The organism is Ferdinandcohnia sp. QZ13 (assembly GCF_031324165.1).
Lineage (GTDB): Bacteria > Bacillota > Bacilli > Bacillales > Bacillaceae_L > Ferdinandcohnia.
In genome coordinates, this window is the sequence record NZ_JAVIVW010000015.1 from 118,414 (window position 1) to 133,660 (window position 15,247).

A 15,247-nucleotide genomic window follows, 5' to 3' on the forward strand; every position below is an offset into this window, starting at 1 on the left:
TGATTAAATTATGGACAAAACGTTAGGCTATTTAATAGAATCGATTTCAAATTATGGTGATGAAAATAAAATAAGTCGTGCTATATTAACAAAATTGATAAATAACCAATACCGCTCAGAGGAAGCATTGGTTAGAGATTTAGATGAGGAAGAAATCGAATTTTTGAACAAGATCCTTCCGGATGAAATCAACTATGCCATGGATGAAAAAGATTTTACACGTGTTAATCAACTGAATGAAGTATATGAATTGCTTTAGAAAAGGTGGGGCAGATGGTAAAAGGATTTAGTACCAAGCAATATTCTAATACAGACGTCGAGGAAGTAAAACGTCTCAATGCGAATTCTGGGTTATCATATAATGAAGCATTACAGCTTTTAGCAAAACAATATAATGAACAAAAGAAAAAGCGATAATCTATGTAAAAAAGAAAGCTGAAATCCTTTTGACAGCTTTCTTTTTTTCTTCTAAACCTTAAATGTTTTCGTTAACCCTTTTACAATTGAATTAACTTGGTTTATCGTTCCGACCATTTGACCTGCTGTGTCCATCATTTTGTTGATATCATAGGTGCCATCATCTTTCTTAAATTGAGTGAGGATGCCACCTCCCCCTTTTTTCTGCGCCTGTTCCATCCCAATTGGATACGGTGTTGGATATGGCGTTTGGGGCGTTTGGTACCCAGATGAAGAAAATCCAGGATAACTGTTGATATTATAATGCATGTATGAAGGAGGATAATTAGGATTCCATTGGGATTGATTGCCTCCACCATAAAACTGTTGATAGGTCGCCTGGTCATAAAATGGCCACGAATAACCATAAGGTCTTAAAGCTTTGTTCCTGCCAAAGGATTGATACATATGGAACAAACCTCCTGTGATGTTCTTTTTTTATAGATTATGTAAAAGCATGGTTAGGTGTTCATCCCCATAAAAAAAGATACCATTTAGGTAAGGGTATCTTTTAAAAAAATATTCATTTTGCTGTTGCTACCTTTTCAAGGATATTTTCAAGAACGTACTGGACTGATTCGTACATATTTTTAAAGCGTTTGACTTTAGTATCCTGATAAAAACTTTGGATAGAGATATGTTGGATGTTTTCATGGGTCGCATCAATCTGATTTGGGTGAAGGTTTTTAGGAAATTCTTTGTTAATCCAGGAAACCGCCAACTCTCTCCAATTGTCCGCTATTGCCATCGTATCGTCGACAAAGGGCTTTACTTCTTTATAGAAATCTACCTCGTATGATTCACTCTGTTTAATTTCCTCTAAACGTTTAAGGGATTGATCACAGAGATCCTTTAGCATTTTTGTTTTCGCGAGTAATTCTGTATACATTCTCTCACCTCAACATCTATCATACCGCTTTAATAGCTTAATGTTAAGTGATAGGAGTGCTCCTTATCGGTTTCTGATACTCGCCCATCCTTTTGATGATGAAACTCATTACGTAATGATTTCATTTCATTTTCAAGCTGCTTCATTTGAAGAATATTCCGGTTTCCTTCTTCATTTAAATGCTTCACTACCTCTGTCTGAATTTGCACATCAATTTTGTTTAACATAGAAAGCAATTGATCAATACTTTCAAGAACATGCTTTTTTTTCGTAAGTTCATCCTTCAACATATCCACCCTCCTAAACGATCTCTTTTTAAGTAATTTCGATGTGAATTTTTTTACTCCTGCACGCTTGACAAAACTAGTTTGCATTCGTCAAAGAAAGCGGAAATCTCCCATCGTTTATCCCTGTTTTCGACAATGGATTCATACATTTTAAGAATGGTTTCCATGAAAGATGCTCACACTACCTGTAGGAGGTGAAGATTCCATGGCAAAGCAAGATAAAAAGAAAAATAAACAAGAACGTAATGAAGAGAAAGCACCTGGTTATGGAGACAAAAAACTTGAAGGACCTGACCGACCATCCACATAAATATACATACAAAGGCTGAAGAGTTCAGCCTTTGTTTTTTCGTAGTATTTCCTCTATTAAAATCCCCACTTGCATTTGCTTTTGCTTTCTTAAGTACCAATTTGTAAGCTCAATCTGCTCATCTAGCTCTACTTCGTCAAACCATTTCTCATACCTGTTTCCTCTATACCAATCAATCCTATTATCTTGTGTATGCCTGATAATCGGATAAGTGGTACGTAAAAATGGAGTATTACGAAATCTTCTTTCCGAAACATATTGTTCATAATCAAATCTTGAGCCAGTATGCTCTACTTTATTTGAAAATCCAAGAAAATGATCATAATAACTGTTATGAAATAACAAGGATGCAAGCTTTTTACCAAGTTCAATTCTTGCATCAAGCTTTGTGAATTGATGAACTGAGAAACCGTATAACCTTCCTTCAAGTGTTGGAAAAATAGCAGAACTAAAGTGTAAAAGATCCTGAAGGTTATAAAAAAAACGTTGAAAAACCCTTTTCCTATAGAATGGATGCTCAATAACTGGTTTTTGGATGATATTTTGTTCATTAATGATTTGAGCAGTTACTAAACGGTTACCTTCTCGATGCCTCCAGTAATATTCCCATTCACTTTCAATAAATCGTGATACAGAAAATAATTTAAGCATGTGAAAGTAAGGTTTTCCTACTTGATTTGAATATTCGTATACTAAGAGCTGTGGATAGGCGTCGGAGAAAATTAGCCAATTTGCTCGTTCATATGTACTAAACAGAATTTTTCGCTCTTTTTTACTAAGGATCTTTGGAAACCACTCTCCTTCAAGATCCGTCATATTCCAACCAGCATTTCGAGATACCTGACTTGCTAAGAAGGACCATCTTATCTCATTATGTCTTCGATAGAAGCTCGCGTAACTTTTGGTCCTCGAAATATTGTCAAGATTACCTTTCACTGTCCTTGCATTTATTTTATAAAAAAGTTCTTTCTCTTCCATCGTTAATTGAATATCCCGATTTCTTCGTTCGTTTACCATTTTTTCTATCTCTGCAATCTCGCTCATGCATACACACCTCTTAAGTTTAGTGTGTCCCATCGTGAAGAGCCCCACGCCCCCAAAAGTATATTTTCAGGCGAATAGTATGGTATAGTGACAGTAATTCTATACGCCTGTACCCAACTGTTTAAATTTCGTTAAACTATTTAACAAACTTTTTTGGTATAATAGGTGTCTTAAGGGGGATGGGAGTATGGAATTTCGTTATCCAAATGGAAAAGTATATAAGCCCCAGCAGGTAAAAAATAAACCACACCTCAAGCAACGAATATATGGAAATCGTGGGATGACATTAGAAGAAGATTTAAATGAAACCAATCAATTTTATTTGGAACAGGAAATTGCGGTTGTCCATAAAAAACCAACACCTGTTCAAATCGTAAATGTGGACTATCCACAAAGAAGTGCTGCTGTCATCAAAGAAGCTTATTTTAAGCTAGCATCTACTACGGACTACAATGGTATCTACAAAGGTCGTTATCTTGATTTTGAAGCGAAGGAAACGAAAAATAAAACCTCCTTCCCGCTCCAAAATTTTCACGAGCATCAAATCAAGCATATGTCCGATTGTTTAAAACATGATGGAATTTGTTTTGTGATCTTACGTTTTACAACGTTAGATGAAATCTATTACCTAGAAGCAAAACACCTATTGACCTTTTGGCAACGAAAAATGAAGGGTGGCAGAAAATCGATTACGAAAGACGAAATCGAAACGTTTGGTCATCACTTAACTATTGGCTATCGTCCAAGAATTGATTATATTAAGGTTATTGACAAGCTTTATTTTAACTTGGAAGAATAGCAAATACGCCAGGAATGAAACAAATCCTTCCTATTATACGTCATATAATAGGAAAGCATTTTGAAAGGCAGGAAACAAAGTATGTCTGAAAAATATCAATCACGTGAAGAGCGTCGACATGCAAATCAAAAGAAAAAAAAGCGAAAAAAATCTAAGGGCTCGTTATTTAAACGAATTCTATTAATAATTCTATTAATTGGAATCATCGGTATGGTAGCTGGGGCAACAACATTTTTCGTGATGGCAAGTGGTGCTCCGGAGTTGGATGAATCCCTCCTTAAGGATCCACTATCATCAAAGGTATACGATATGAATGGTAATAAAATTTATGAATTCGGGGCAGAAAAACGGACTTATGTCTCTCTTAATCAAATTCCCGATGATTTAAAAAATGCTGTATTAGCAGTTGAAGATGCTCGATTCTATGAACACCATGGTTTAGACGTCATTCGTCTTGGTGGCGCAGTTGTCGCTAATCTAACCGAAGGATTTGGTGCAGAAGGTGCTAGTACGATCTCACAACAGGTAATTAAGAATTCCTTTTTCGTTGAAGGAGAGAAAAAGCTCACAAGAAAGGCACAGGAGCTATGGCTTGCATTCCAATTAGAACGCAAATATTCAAAAAACGAAATTCTTGAAATGTATTTAAACAAAATTTATTACGGTGTCGGTAACACATATGGTGTTGCAAAGGCAGCCGAATTATATTTTGGTAAGCCACTAGATGAACTTGAGCTTCACGAATCTGCATTTATTGCAGGGCTTGGACAAAATCCTGGAATTTACAACCCATTTGTCCATCCTGAGGCTGCAGAAAAGCGAAGAAACATCGTATTAAATCTAATGGTTAGGCATGAATTTATCACGAAAGAGCAAGCAGACGCTGCTAAGAAGGTTCCAATTGAATCATCAATTGTGGAATCAAAAGAACAATCACATCCAATCGATTCTTTCATGGATCAAGTAAAAAATGAGCTAAAAGAATATGGCGATATTGATGTATATAATGCAGGAGTGAAAATTTATACAACATTTGACCCTGAGGCTCAAGCTCATGTTGATTCATTATTGGCAAATGAAAATCCTGATATTCAATTTCCAGATGATCAATTTCAAGCTGGAATTGCAATCGTAGATACAAAAACAGGTGAAATTAGAGCATTAGGTGGCGGAAGAAATCAAGCCCAAAATACACGTGTTAACTTTGCACTTGATAATTCAAACCAACCTGGTTCAACGATTAAGCCTATTTTGGACTATGGCCCTGCAATAGAGTATTTAAAATGGTCAACCTACCATCAAATTAAGGATGAGCCATACACCTATTCAGATAAAAGACCTATAAACAACTTCGACAGAAAATTTATGGGGCAAATTACAGCAAGAGTTGCCTTAGCTCATTCAAGGAACATTCCAGCTCTCAAGGCATTCCAAGAAGTTGGTGTTTCAAAAGCTACGGAATTTGCAAACAACCTTGGTATTACATTTGAAGAAAGAATTAATGAAGCATATTCAATCGGTGGAATGTTAGGAGGTATCTCCCCTCTTGAAATGGCTGGTGCCTATGCAACATTCGGTAATGAAGGGAACTTTATTAAACCACATGCGGTTACTAAAATTGTCTTCCCGGATAATCGAGAAGTTGTTCTTGCGCCTGAGCCAAAGACAGCAATGTCTGAAGCAACAGCTTTTATGATGACAGACATGTTAAAATCCGTTATGGACTTTGGTTCTGGACGAAGATATGATGTTTCCGGTTTGCAAATTGCCGGTAAAACGGGTACAACAAACTACACCGCAAAAGAGATAAAAGACTATAATATTCCTGCTGGTGGTGTTCCAGATATATGGTTTAGTGGTTACACACCAAGCTATACCGTTGCTATTTGGACAGGATATAGAAATAACCAAACAGCAGTCCTACCTGCTGAACAAAGCTTAGCGTTAAAATTATTTAGAGACATTATCACTAATCTATCCGAAGGTAAAGAAGCAGAAGATTTCGTAATGCCGAAGACAGTCGTTAAGGTTGGTGTGGAAAAGGGATCTAGTCCTGCAAAACTTCCAAGCGAATTTACGCCAAAAGATGAAATTGTGTATGAGTATTTCATTAGAGGTACAGAGCCGACTGAGGTGTCAGATAAATATGATAAGCTAAATCCACCATCAAACCTTAGTGTGATGTATGACCAAGTTACAAATCAAATTAATTTAACATGGGCTTATGCGGAAGGTGAAATGGAAGGAAATAGCTTTGAGGTTAGTGTTTCAATTGACGAAGGTCCTGCAAAAGTTCTTACAACAACGAAAGAATTAACCTATACGGTTCCTGATGCGATCCCAGGGGCAATATACAAATTCAGTGTAGCCGTTGTGAATAATGAAAATCCTGAAAAACGCAGTGACCCAGCTTCCACAACGATAGAAGTTCCGGAACCGCCTGAAGAAGAAATCGATATTCCACTACCTCCTGGAAATCCGGGAAATGGTAATGGTAACGGCAATGGTGGCGAAAACGGTGGCGATACTGGTGGCGATACTGGTGGCGAAGGTGAAGGTAACGGAGAAGGTGACGGTGGAGTTCCAATCTTCCCTCCACTACCACCAACTAACGGTGATAGAGAATAGATACAAAAATAACGCACAGTTCATAACTGTGCGTTATTTTTTATACTTACGTATTTTCATTTTGGCATAAAGCTTTAATAATTCAAGATAAAGTTCATTTAATTGAACAAATGAATGGTATTGATTCGGCTTTTTTAAAATAAATGAAAGACGCTCATCAAGATTAATTGGTTTATACTCCAAGCCAATAAGGTCATCTTGAAAGATTTCTTTATCTGGAGGCCTCTTTCCATTCATTACGAATAAAAAGGTTAAAAAGGCATCAATCGCTTCATCCATTGGCACCTTTACTGCTGATTTATCTCTGTTGTGGAAGAGGCTAGTTAAATGTTCTTTCCGTGCATTCCACTTTTCTGTTATATCAGAGATGATTTTGTCATTATCCAATCTTTTCTTTCCCCTTCATACGCTTTTTGCCTTCTCGACAAACCTCAAGGAGGGGACAAATTTCACATTGGGGATTCTGTGCCTTACAATGGTATCTCCCGAAGAATATCATCCGATGATGGGTAGCAGACCATTCTTCCTTAGGTACCTTTTTCATTAACGTCTTTTCGACTTCTAGAACAGAGTCCTTCCATCTACAAAATCCCAGTCTTTTGCTGACTCTTTCCACATGTGTATCAACAGCAATCGCTGGAACACCAAATGCAACGGAGACAACAACATTGGCCGTCTTTCTACCGACTCCTGGGAATTTTGTTAATTCATCACGGTCTTGTGGAAGGATGCCACCATAGTCTTCTAGCAACATTTGACATAATTTACGGATGTTTTTTGCCTTGTTTCGATAGAGTCCGATAGACCGGATATCGTTTTGTAGTTCTTCTAAGGAAACCGCCAAATAATCCTCAGGGGTTTTGTATTTTTCAAAAAGTGAGGCTGTTACTTTGTTTACCAATGCATCTGTACATTGGGCGGATAATGAAACAGCGATCACCAGTTCAAACGGATTTCTATGGTTTAACTCACAATGAGCATCTGGGAACATTTCCCCCATTGTGTCTAAACAAAATCGTATTTGTTGTTTGTTTAACATAAAATATCACCTTAACTTATATACATTAACTTTCTAACCAATTATAAAACGGAATTGTACGCTTATAATTTCCTTGCTGCAGTTGATCCGTTTGTTTTTGCTTTTGTTGATATTGACGAAACTTTTGTGAATGGTTTTGGGCTTGTGTTATTGTACGAATGCCATTCTTTTTCCATTCAAATAGAATTCGATCAATATATCGGAAATTAAGCTTACCCGACATGACTGCTTCACGTAAGGCTGCTTTAATGATGGACGGATCGTGGTGGTCTTGGTCGAGCCACATCGCTAGTGATTCACATTCAAAAGGCGAAAGGGGTCGTCCAAATTCTTGTTCAAAAATGCTATACAAGTCCATTTCATGCTGTTTATCGAGTTCTTTTTCTTCGTTCATGTTTTGCTGAACTACATACTGAAGCATTTTCTCCCATAATGGTCGTATTGAGTATTTCTCATAGATGACACGATTCTCGTCATTTCCTTCATTTATTTCTAAATATCCACGTTGTATAAGCAGACGTAGAATTTCCATGCACTTTTCTTCTTTAATTGTCATGCGGTTTGAGATTTCAATTGGTGTAGGAAAGAAATTTCCACTATCCATAAAGGTTAATATATGGAATAGGACCATCATTTCCTCTTCATTTAACTGTAGATGTCGATACGAGGACATTAACATTTTCGGAATTGAAATACTGCCTTGTTCGAATAAATCAACTAATTTATCCATTTTCATGTACAAACACCTCTTCATAACCTAGTATAACATGAGACCTGAGAGTAGGGCTAAGAAAGAAATATTTGGTTTGGTTATTTGTATAAAATAAATGGGACCTTCTTCTTTGGAAGGTCCCCTAATGTTGTTTAATTATGGATACAGACGGTTTAGTAGACGTGGGAATGGGATGGTTTCACGTACATGTTCTACGCCACTAATCCATGCAACTGTTCTTTCTAGCCCTAATCCAAAGCCTGAATGTGGAACAGATCCATATTTACGTAATTCCAAATACCAATCATAAGCACCACTTGTTAAACCATGTGCTTCAAGTTGTTGTTTTAATAGGTCATAATCATGAATTCTCTCAGAACCACCAATGATTTCACCGTAACCTTCAGGGGCTATTAAGTCCGCACATAAAACTACATCATCACGATCTGGTGCTGGCTGCATATAGAATGGCTTAATACCCTTCGGATAATTTGTAATAAACACTGGTTTGTCATAGCTTTCTGCAATAGCCGTTTCATGTGGAGCCCCAAAATCATCGCCCCATTTAATATCTTCAAAGCCTTTATCATGTAAAAACTCAATTGCCTCATCATAAGAAATGCGAGGGAATGGAGCTTTTATATGTTCAAGCTTGGATGTATCCCGACCTAAGGTTTTTAATTCTAATTGACAATTTTTTAAGACAGATTGCACAATATGAGAAACATACTCTTCTTGTACTTTTAGACTTTCTTCATGCTCAGTAAAAGCCATTTCTGGCTCAATCATCCAGAACTCAATTAAATGACGTCTTGTTTTTGATTTTTCAGCGCGGAATGTAGGTCCGAAAGAGAATACTTTCCCTAAAGCCATGGCTGCAGCTTCCATATAAAGCTGTCCACTTTGAGAAAGGTATGCATCTTCATCAAAGTATTTTGTAGCAAAAAGCTCAGTTGTTCCTTCAGGCGCACTTCCTGTTAAAATTGGTGGATCAACCTTTACAAATCCATGGTCATTGAAAAATTCATAAGTTGCACGAATGATTTCATTACGAATTTTCATTACCGCATGTTGTCTCTTTGAACGTAGCCATAAATGGCGGTGGTCCATTAAGAATTCTGTCCCATGCTCTTTAGGTGTAATTGGATAATCCACAGCCTCATGAATCACTTCTATGTTCGTGACTGTTAGCTCATAACCAAAAGGAGATCTTTCATCTTCTCTTACAACACCAGTGACATATAGAGAAGTTTCTTGAGTAATTGATTTTGCTTTCTGGAAAACTTCTTCATCCACTTCTGCTTTTACAACGACTCCCTGGATAAAGCCTGTCCCATCTCGAAGCTGTAAAAAGGCAATCTTTCCGCTTGATCTTTTGTTTGCTAACCAAGCGCCAATTCTAACCTCTTCACCTACATATTTATTAACATCAGAAATAGTTATTTTCACAATTGTCCCTCCAAAACCGTAACCCTTATGTATAAATGCCTAATTTACCTACTTCATTATACATTTGTTAAGTTCATGAATCAAGAAATACCATGGGGACGTTCCTTTGGTTGCGTAAGAACCAATCGAATCGTCCCCCATTATTAAGAATGCTACATTTTTTCTTCAACAAATGTATGAATACGTTTGATCGCTTCTTCCAATAGGTCTAAAGATGTTGCATAAGATAAGCGCATATTATCTGGTGAACCAAAACCGGATCCTGGAACAACTGCAACGAGCGCTTCCTCTAATAAAGCCTTCGCAAAATCATCCACATTATTATAACCAGTCAATTCGGCACACTTTTTCGCATTTGGAAATAGATAAAATGCTCCCTGTGGCTTGATACATGATATGCCAGGTATTCTTACTAATTTATTGTAAATCACGTCTAAACGCTGTTCAAATGCCTGTCTCATTGTTTCAACCGGTTCTTGATTGCCTTCATAAGCAGCTAGAGCCGCATATTGTGCAATTGATGTTGGATTAGAAATGCTATGACTTGAAAGATCTGTCATACTTTTGATAATTTCCTGTGGACCTGCAGCATAACCGATTCTCCAACCAGTCATTGAATGTGATTTAGAAAGACCATTGATGATAATTGTCTTTGCCTTCACTTCTTCACTAACCTGCGCAATTGATGTATGTGCAGCCCCAAAATATACAAGCTTTTCATATATTTCATCTGAAACAATCCAAATATTATGCTTCACACATAATTCACCGATAGCTTGCAGTTCTTCTTTCGAATAAAGCATACCAGTTGGGTTACTTGGTGAATTTAAGATTAGAGCAACAGTTTTATCTGTAATTGCAGCTTCAAGCTGGTCTACAGTCACTTTAAATTGATTTTCTTCTTTACCTTCTACATATACAGGTACACCTTCTGCAAGCTTTACTTGCTCAGGATAGCTAACCCAGTAAGGTGTTGGAATAATAACTTCATCATCTTTATCTAGAAGAACTTGGAATAAGGCATATAACACAAACTTTGCACCCGAACCAACTATCACTTCATTTGCTTTATATTCTAATTGTTGGTCATTTAAAAGCTTTTTACAAATCGCTTGTTTTAAAGCAGGTAATCCCGCTGAAGGTGTATATTTAGTATGCCCTTCTCTCATAGCCTTTACTGCTGCCTCGATTATATAATCTGGTGTATTAAAATCCGGCTCACCAGCACCAAGTCCAATTACATCATGACCCGCAGCTTTCAATTCTTTTGCTTTTGCTGTTATAGCAAGTGTTGAAGAAGGTGTTAAGGCTGCTACTCTGTTTGCTAATTTCAATGGTATTCCCCTCCACGTATTATGGTTTTATTGAATTACGATATTTACCATTTTCAAAATACAGTTTATGGTAGGTCAAACGATTATCACTATCGATATAAATAATTTCCCATATTGGAATATTATCTTCGAGTCCAAGCTTAACGGAACGAATTTCTTGTGGATCTCGCTCACTTTTTAAAATGGTTAGTGCTTCACTTTCTGTAATGCCATCACGTTTAAAGCGTGTTACGATTTCCCCTTTTTTTAGCGGAATCCAAGCAATCATTGTTTCATCTTCATCATTTTTCCCGATGACAACTTGATATGATTTTGATCCCAAATATGTATAACTATCTTCTATTGTTTCAATTGGCGTCTTTTCAAGTGCGATTTTGTTTCCTTTTGCTGCAGCGTTATTTAGTGGCTCAAGAGCCGATTGATAAATGTTAATCCCTCTCCAAATAATAAAGATAAGGAGTACAACGAGTATCCCAATGATCCATTTTTTCATATCTTATTCACTACTTTACGTACGATAAATTGTAAATACTGCTTTATTTTGATCATCTCGATCAAGCGCAAGACCAAACATGAGATCTTCATGCTTCAATGTACGATTTAATAAATCAACTATTTTATATAAATCAGGTGTATTTTGAATTTTAACGGTCGATAGAACTTCTATCTTACTTTCCAAGCAAGAGCTCTCCCTTCATTCATCACAAATTTTACTACTCATACGTTCCACGTATCAGGCAACAATAGTAGTACTACAACATTACAGTTGAAGTTGTCTACATTATATTGCCTTACATCATTATAACAGGTGTATTACCATTCACAATATAGTTTTTTTCAGTTCGGAGTATATCCCGACTGAAAAAAACAGCCTCCGGCGGATGCCTCGATTTTTCAAAGGGAAATTTTCGAGCAGTAAGATTAAAGACTAAAACCGCCACATCCTGTGGCAACGTCTTTATGACCCACTTCCTTTTGGCCTAAAAATCGGGCGCAAATACGCTAAGGCGCATTTGATTTCAATAAAAATTAACTCCTAATCCCATGCCTTAACCTGTCTTATGACAGGTCTTTTTAATACCTATAGCCAATCCTCAACATCCTTTAAAAGCTCATTAAGTGATTTGTGGAAAAATTTCATCTTTGGAACAGATGTGAGAAATTTTTTTCCATACTTTGTTGAGATAATCCGGCGATCCAGAATAAAAATGACCCCTTTATCCTTTTCTGACCGAATTAGCCTACCAACGCCTTGTTTAAAACGGATAATAGCATCCGGTAGCGAGAGCTCTCTAAAGGTGTCTCCACCCTTTTCTTCAATCTCCCTGGCACGTGCAGTGTACATCGGATCATTTGGCGGTGCAAACGGAAGCCTTACGATAACGAGCGCACTCAAATCCTCTCCAGGAATATCCACACCTTCCCAAAAACTACTCGTTCCAAGAAGAATCGCCTTATCAAAGGCTTGAAAATTTTTTGTTAATTTTGCCCGACTGCCGCCACTTATACTTTGAGCAATTAACACAAACTGATCAAGCAGTACTCTATTTTTTAAATTCATATATGTCTTTTGCAACATTTCATATGATGTAAACAACACAAGCATGCGACCATTTGTTTTATTCGCTATTTTAGCAATTTGATCTGAAATCGAATCAACAAACTCATCCTGAGAAACAGATTTGATTAGTGGTATATCTGTTGGTACCATTAGTGCTGCTTGACGCTCAAAATCAAATGGTGATGGTATTGATAACGTAATAGGTTGAAAATCAGCTAACCCAAGTTTTTCAATCATATAGGCAAATGAATCATCCACCGTTAGCGTTGCTGATGTCATGACAACACTTTTCTTAAAAGTAAAAAATTGATCAGCTAAAAATTCTGAGATGTCTGTCGGTTCTACTAGAATAGCTGCCGAGTTGACAGGACCTTTTGGATCAATTTCAATCCATCTTAGCTGATGCTGATTGACGTTCATAATATTTTCAATTATCGAGCACTTTTCCATTAATAAGTCGATAGTTAATAAATAATCATTAAATAACCCAATTTGTAATGGAGTAAATAAGGACTTATTTTGGATTATCTGCTGTTTTTGATAGTTGACTTTATTTACAAGCTCTTTTTTAAATATGTTGAGCTTTGTTAGTTGCTCAATTGCTTCCCGCCAATATTCACCATATTCATGTATAGGATGAAGAATATATTGAATTCGATTCTTTTCTTTTTCTTCTTGCTGTTTCATTAAAACATGACTGCGTATCATTCGAAAAAAATCATTAGCTGCTGCTTTTATATCCTTAATGAGTTGATTCACTCGTAAAAAAGAGTCTACTTCAAATCCGTTTTTTTCCATAAGTTTCGATGTCTTTGCAAGCAAGTCATTTGTCTCCAGCAGTCCAATTCTCATGAGGACGGAATGGATCGATAAATAATGAACATGATAGCCAAGCTGTCGTTTTGCCAAAGCTTCGAAATGATGGGCTTCATCTAGTATTAAATACTCGTACTGTGGAAGAATTTCAAAATGATTGTCTAAATCCTGTAAGAGTAGTGCGTGATTTGTAATCACGATATCTGCTGTTTCAGCCGCTTTCTTTGCTTTTTGATAAAAACACCTTGATTCCCAAATGGGATCTTCCAATCCAGGATGTTCAACTGTACATTTCACTCGTTCCCATAATAGCTTGCCACCTGACGGTAAATTAATTTCGTCAATATCCCCTGTTTTTGTTTCTGTTAACCATACTAAAATTTGTGCTTTTGTTAACACTTCATCATAATTATCTGTGTTCTCATAAAGTATTTGTTCAAATTTTCTTAAAGAGAGGTAATTCCCTCTTCCTTTTAAAAGCGCAGCATCAAAGTCAAATGAAAGGATGTCACGCAATTTGACAATATCTTTTTCTAAAAGCTGATGCTGTAGCTGTAGAGTATTCGTACTTATCAGGCAGCGACCCTTCATTTTAGAGATGTAAATCGCTGGCAGTAAATATGCGATGGATTTACCTATTCCTGTACCCGCTTCAATCATGGCATGCTGGTTTGTTTCCATTGCATGCTGTATCGTCTGCACCATTTCTAGCTGGCCTTGACGAAACGGAAAGTCGTGAATCACTGAGTGAAATATCTCAGTATATGTATAGCTTTTTTGTTTTCGTTTTTCTTTTTGTTTGGTGATTTTATGAAGTGCAAGTCCACGATAGATATCAAATTTCGTATTCTTTTCGGCATATTTTGATTTTTCATCTAGAATCTCACTTAAAATTTCACGAATATCACTTTTGAAAAAGCTTGACAGTGAATATAGCTTTTGAATCGTAACAAGCGGTAGTCGTTCGATCTTATGTAAAATTTTCAAAAGAATTTCAGCTGTTACTTCAGCATCACTATCGGCTTGATGAGGATTTTCATGGGTTAATGATAAAGACTCAGCAAGTTGACCCAGTTTGTAGCTATCTGCTAAAGGTAGCATTACTCTAGATAGTTCAACCGTATCAATGGTAAGACAATGAAAATTTTCAAACCCACACTGTGCTAATTCTTCCTGCAGAAACGAATAATCAAAAGGGACATTATGAGCTACAAAATAGGAATCCTGAAACATTGAAATAATTTCAGGTGCAACGATTGAAAAATCAGGTGCATTGGCAACCACTTCATTAGAAATACCCGTAAATTGTTCAATAAAAACGGGTATGTCTTGTTTCGGATTGACGAAGGTTGCAAATCTTTCAACGATTTCTCCATCTTCAATCACGACAGCTGCAAACTGTATGATTTTATCGCCTTTTTTTGGAGAGTTCCCGGTTGTTTCTAGGTCTACTACGACAAAGCGTTTTTTCATTGGTGCCACCTCCTAACACAAACGCCCCCAAATTGGGGGCGTGTATACCGTTTATAGAACAGTTGCAGCTGGTTCTTCAAAGATTAGTTCTTTAATTTGGTTGTTTTCGTTCATAATCGCTACTCTTGGCTTATGATTTTCTATTTTTTCCTCAGGTACAATTGCATATGAGATGACAATTATGACATCCCCCTCTTGTACAAGACGAGCGGCAGCACCGTTTAAACAAAATACACCGCTTCCTCTTTCGCCAGGAATAATATATGTTTCAAGTCGAGCCCCATTATTATTATTTACAATTTGAACTTTTTCATTAGCGACCATTCCGACTGCATCTAATATATCTTCATCTATCGTAATACTACCTACATAGTTTAAGTTTGCTTCTGTAACACGTGCTCTGTGTATTTTTGCGTTCATCATTGTACGGAACATGATGCTCCCCCTTGA

Annotated in this window: 18 protein-coding genes; 5 read left to right on the plus strand and 13 right to left on the minus strand. The window is 36.8% G+C overall.

Annotated elements, in window-relative coordinates; translation table 11 throughout:
* The first annotated feature begins 10 nt into the window (after window positions 1-10).
* Together RGU12_RS14235 and RGU12_RS14240 are read left to right on the plus strand one after the other, a co-directional pair.
* The gene (locus tag RGU12_RS14235; RefSeq protein WP_116352326.1) at window positions 11-259 is read left to right on the plus strand and encodes a sporulation protein; all 249 of its coding nucleotides are present in this window, start codon (window positions 11-13) and stop codon (window positions 257-259) included.
* 14 nt (window positions 260-273) lie between these two features.
* Window positions 274-417 carry a hypothetical protein gene (locus RGU12_RS14240; protein ID WP_189655223.1) on the plus strand — a complete coding sequence of 48 codons (144 nt, stop codon included), beginning with the start codon at window positions 274-276 and terminating at the stop codon, window positions 415-417.
* 51 nt (window positions 418-468) lie between these two features.
* Here RGU12_RS14240 and RGU12_RS14245 read toward each other — a convergent pair whose 3' ends face one another.
* From RGU12_RS14245 to RGU12_RS14255, 3 genes are all read right to left on the minus strand, one after another.
* Window positions 469-864, minus strand: coding sequence for a YppG family protein (locus RGU12_RS14245; protein WP_309536683.1), 396 nt, complete (start codon window positions 862-864; stop codon window positions 469-471).
* Window positions 865-979: 115 nt separating this feature from the next.
* Window positions 980-1,345, minus strand: a complete 366-nt coding sequence (locus RGU12_RS14250; RefSeq protein WP_309536684.1) for a YppE family protein — start codon at window positions 1,343-1,345, stop codon at window positions 980-982.
* 29 nt (window positions 1,346-1,374) lie between these two features.
* The gene (locus RGU12_RS14255; RefSeq protein ID WP_309536685.1) at window positions 1,375-1,635 is read right to left on the minus strand and encodes a hypothetical protein; all 261 of its coding nucleotides are present in this window, start codon (window positions 1,633-1,635) and stop codon (window positions 1,375-1,377) included.
* Between the two features lie 202 nt (window positions 1,636-1,837).
* Between RGU12_RS14255 and RGU12_RS23860 the strand changes: the two genes are divergently transcribed.
* A complete protein-coding gene (locus RGU12_RS23860; RefSeq protein ID WP_505307732.1) occupies window positions 1,838-1,942 on the plus strand; it encodes a hypothetical protein in 105 nt (34 codons plus the stop codon).
* A gap of 24 nt (window positions 1,943-1,966) precedes the next feature.
* Here RGU12_RS23860 and RGU12_RS14260 read toward each other — a convergent pair whose 3' ends face one another.
* Window positions 1,967-2,986 carry a DUF2515 domain-containing protein gene (locus RGU12_RS14260; RefSeq protein ID WP_309536686.1) on the minus strand — a complete coding sequence of 340 codons (1,020 nt, stop codon included), beginning with the start codon at window positions 2,984-2,986 and terminating at the stop codon, window positions 1,967-1,969.
* A gap of 187 nt (window positions 2,987-3,173) precedes the next feature.
* On the opposite strand from RGU12_RS14260, the gene recU reads away from it, so the two are divergent.
* Both recU and RGU12_RS14270 read left to right on the plus strand, forming a co-directional pair.
* Window positions 3,174-3,785, plus strand: a complete 612-nt coding sequence (gene recU / locus RGU12_RS14265) for a Holliday junction resolvase RecU (protein ID WP_309536687.1) — start codon at window positions 3,174-3,176, stop codon at window positions 3,783-3,785.
* A gap of 81 nt (window positions 3,786-3,866) precedes the next feature.
* Window positions 3,867-6,413 carry a PBP1A family penicillin-binding protein gene (locus tag RGU12_RS14270; protein ID WP_309536688.1) on the plus strand — a complete coding sequence of 849 codons (2,547 nt, stop codon included), beginning with the start codon at window positions 3,867-3,869 and terminating at the stop codon, window positions 6,411-6,413.
* Window positions 6,414-6,446: 33 nt separating this feature from the next.
* On the opposite strand, the gene RGU12_RS14275 is transcribed toward RGU12_RS14270, so the two are convergent.
* The 9 genes from RGU12_RS14275 to panD all read right to left on the minus strand — a co-directional run bounded on the left by RGU12_RS14275 (window position 6,447) and on the right by panD (window position 15,232).
* Window positions 6,447-6,800, minus strand: coding sequence for a YpoC family protein (locus RGU12_RS14275; RefSeq protein ID WP_309536689.1), 354 nt, complete (start codon window positions 6,798-6,800; stop codon window positions 6,447-6,449).
* Window positions 6,793-7,452 (minus strand): endonuclease III, encoded by a 660-nt coding sequence (gene nth, locus RGU12_RS14280; protein ID WP_309536690.1) that lies wholly within the window; start codon window positions 7,450-7,452, stop codon window positions 6,793-6,795. Before nth ends, RGU12_RS14275 begins: the two co-directional genes overlap by 8 nt.
* A gap of 25 nt (window positions 7,453-7,477) precedes the next feature.
* Window positions 7,478-8,188, minus strand: coding sequence for a DnaD domain protein (locus RGU12_RS14285; protein WP_309536691.1), 711 nt, complete (start codon window positions 8,186-8,188; stop codon window positions 7,478-7,480).
* A 132-nt stretch (window positions 8,189-8,320) separates the two neighbouring features.
* Complete coding sequence (gene asnS / locus RGU12_RS14290; RefSeq protein ID WP_309536692.1) at window positions 8,321-9,613, minus strand: asparagine--tRNA ligase; 1,293 nt, start codon at window positions 9,611-9,613, stop codon at window positions 8,321-8,323.
* Window positions 9,614-9,765: 152 nt separating this feature from the next.
* Entirely contained in the window at window positions 9,766-10,947 is a 1,182-nt protein-coding gene (locus RGU12_RS14295) for a pyridoxal phosphate-dependent aminotransferase (RefSeq protein WP_309536693.1), read from the minus strand.
* A gap of 19 nt (window positions 10,948-10,966) precedes the next feature.
* Window positions 10,967-11,440: a cell wall elongation regulator TseB-like domain-containing protein gene (locus RGU12_RS14300; RefSeq protein ID WP_309536694.1), complete on the minus strand. Its 474-nt coding sequence runs from the start codon at window positions 11,438-11,440 to the stop codon at window positions 10,967-10,969.
* Window positions 11,441-11,455: 15 nt separating this feature from the next.
* The gene (locus RGU12_RS14305) at window positions 11,456-11,626 is read right to left on the minus strand and encodes a YpmA family protein (RefSeq protein WP_116352338.1); all 171 of its coding nucleotides are present in this window, start codon (window positions 11,624-11,626) and stop codon (window positions 11,456-11,458) included.
* Between the two features lie 402 nt (window positions 11,627-12,028).
* Window positions 12,029-14,797 carry an ATP-dependent DNA helicase DinG gene (gene dinG, locus RGU12_RS14310; protein ID WP_309536695.1) on the minus strand — a complete coding sequence of 923 codons (2,769 nt, stop codon included), beginning with the start codon at window positions 14,795-14,797 and terminating at the stop codon, window positions 12,029-12,031.
* Between the two features lie 51 nt (window positions 14,798-14,848).
* Window positions 14,849-15,232, minus strand: coding sequence for an aspartate 1-decarboxylase (panD, locus tag RGU12_RS14315; protein ID WP_309536696.1), 384 nt, complete (start codon window positions 15,230-15,232; stop codon window positions 14,849-14,851).
* Window positions 15,233-15,247: the final 15 nt, after the last annotated feature.

Coding starts and splice junctions, on each gene's coding strand:
- panD (WP_309536696.1), bottom strand. CDS start 15,232: ATGTTCCGTACAATGATGAACGCAAAAATACACAGAGCACGTGTTACA.
- dinG (WP_309536695.1), bottom strand. CDS start 14,797: ATGAAAAAACGCTTTGTCGTAGTAGACCTAGAAACAACCGGGAACTCT.
- RGU12_RS23860 (WP_505307732.1), top strand. CDS start 1,838: ATGGCAAAGCAAGATAAAAAGAAAAATAAACAAGAACGTAATGAAGAG.
- RGU12_RS14250 (WP_309536684.1), bottom strand. CDS start 1,345: ATGTATACAGAATTACTCGCGAAAACAAAAATGCTAAAGGATCTCTGT.
- RGU12_RS14285 (WP_309536691.1), bottom strand. CDS start 8,188: ATGAAAATGGATAAATTAGTTGATTTATTCGAACAAGGCAGTATTTCA.
- RGU12_RS14260 (WP_309536686.1), bottom strand. CDS start 2,986: ATGAGCGAGATTGCAGAGATAGAAAAAATGGTAAACGAACGAAGAAAT.
- RGU12_RS14270 (WP_309536688.1), top strand. CDS start 3,867: ATGTCTGAAAAATATCAATCACGTGAAGAGCGTCGACATGCAAATCAA.
- RGU12_RS14245 (WP_309536683.1), bottom strand. CDS start 864: ATGTATCAATCCTTTGGCAGGAACAAAGCTTTAAGACCTTATGGTTAT.
- RGU12_RS14235 (WP_116352326.1), top strand. CDS start 11: ATGGACAAAACGTTAGGCTATTTAATAGAATCGATTTCAAATTATGGT.
- RGU12_RS14255 (WP_309536685.1), bottom strand. CDS start 1,635: ATGTTGAAGGATGAACTTACGAAAAAAAAGCATGTTCTTGAAAGTATT.
- nth (WP_309536690.1), bottom strand. CDS start 7,452: ATGTTAAACAAACAACAAATACGATTTTGTTTAGACACAATGGGGGAA.
- recU (WP_309536687.1), top strand. CDS start 3,174: ATGGAATTTCGTTATCCAAATGGAAAAGTATATAAGCCCCAGCAGGTA.
- RGU12_RS14240 (WP_189655223.1), top strand. CDS start 274: ATGGTAAAAGGATTTAGTACCAAGCAATATTCTAATACAGACGTCGAG.
- RGU12_RS14300 (WP_309536694.1), bottom strand. CDS start 11,440: ATGAAAAAATGGATCATTGGGATACTCGTTGTACTCCTTATCTTTATT.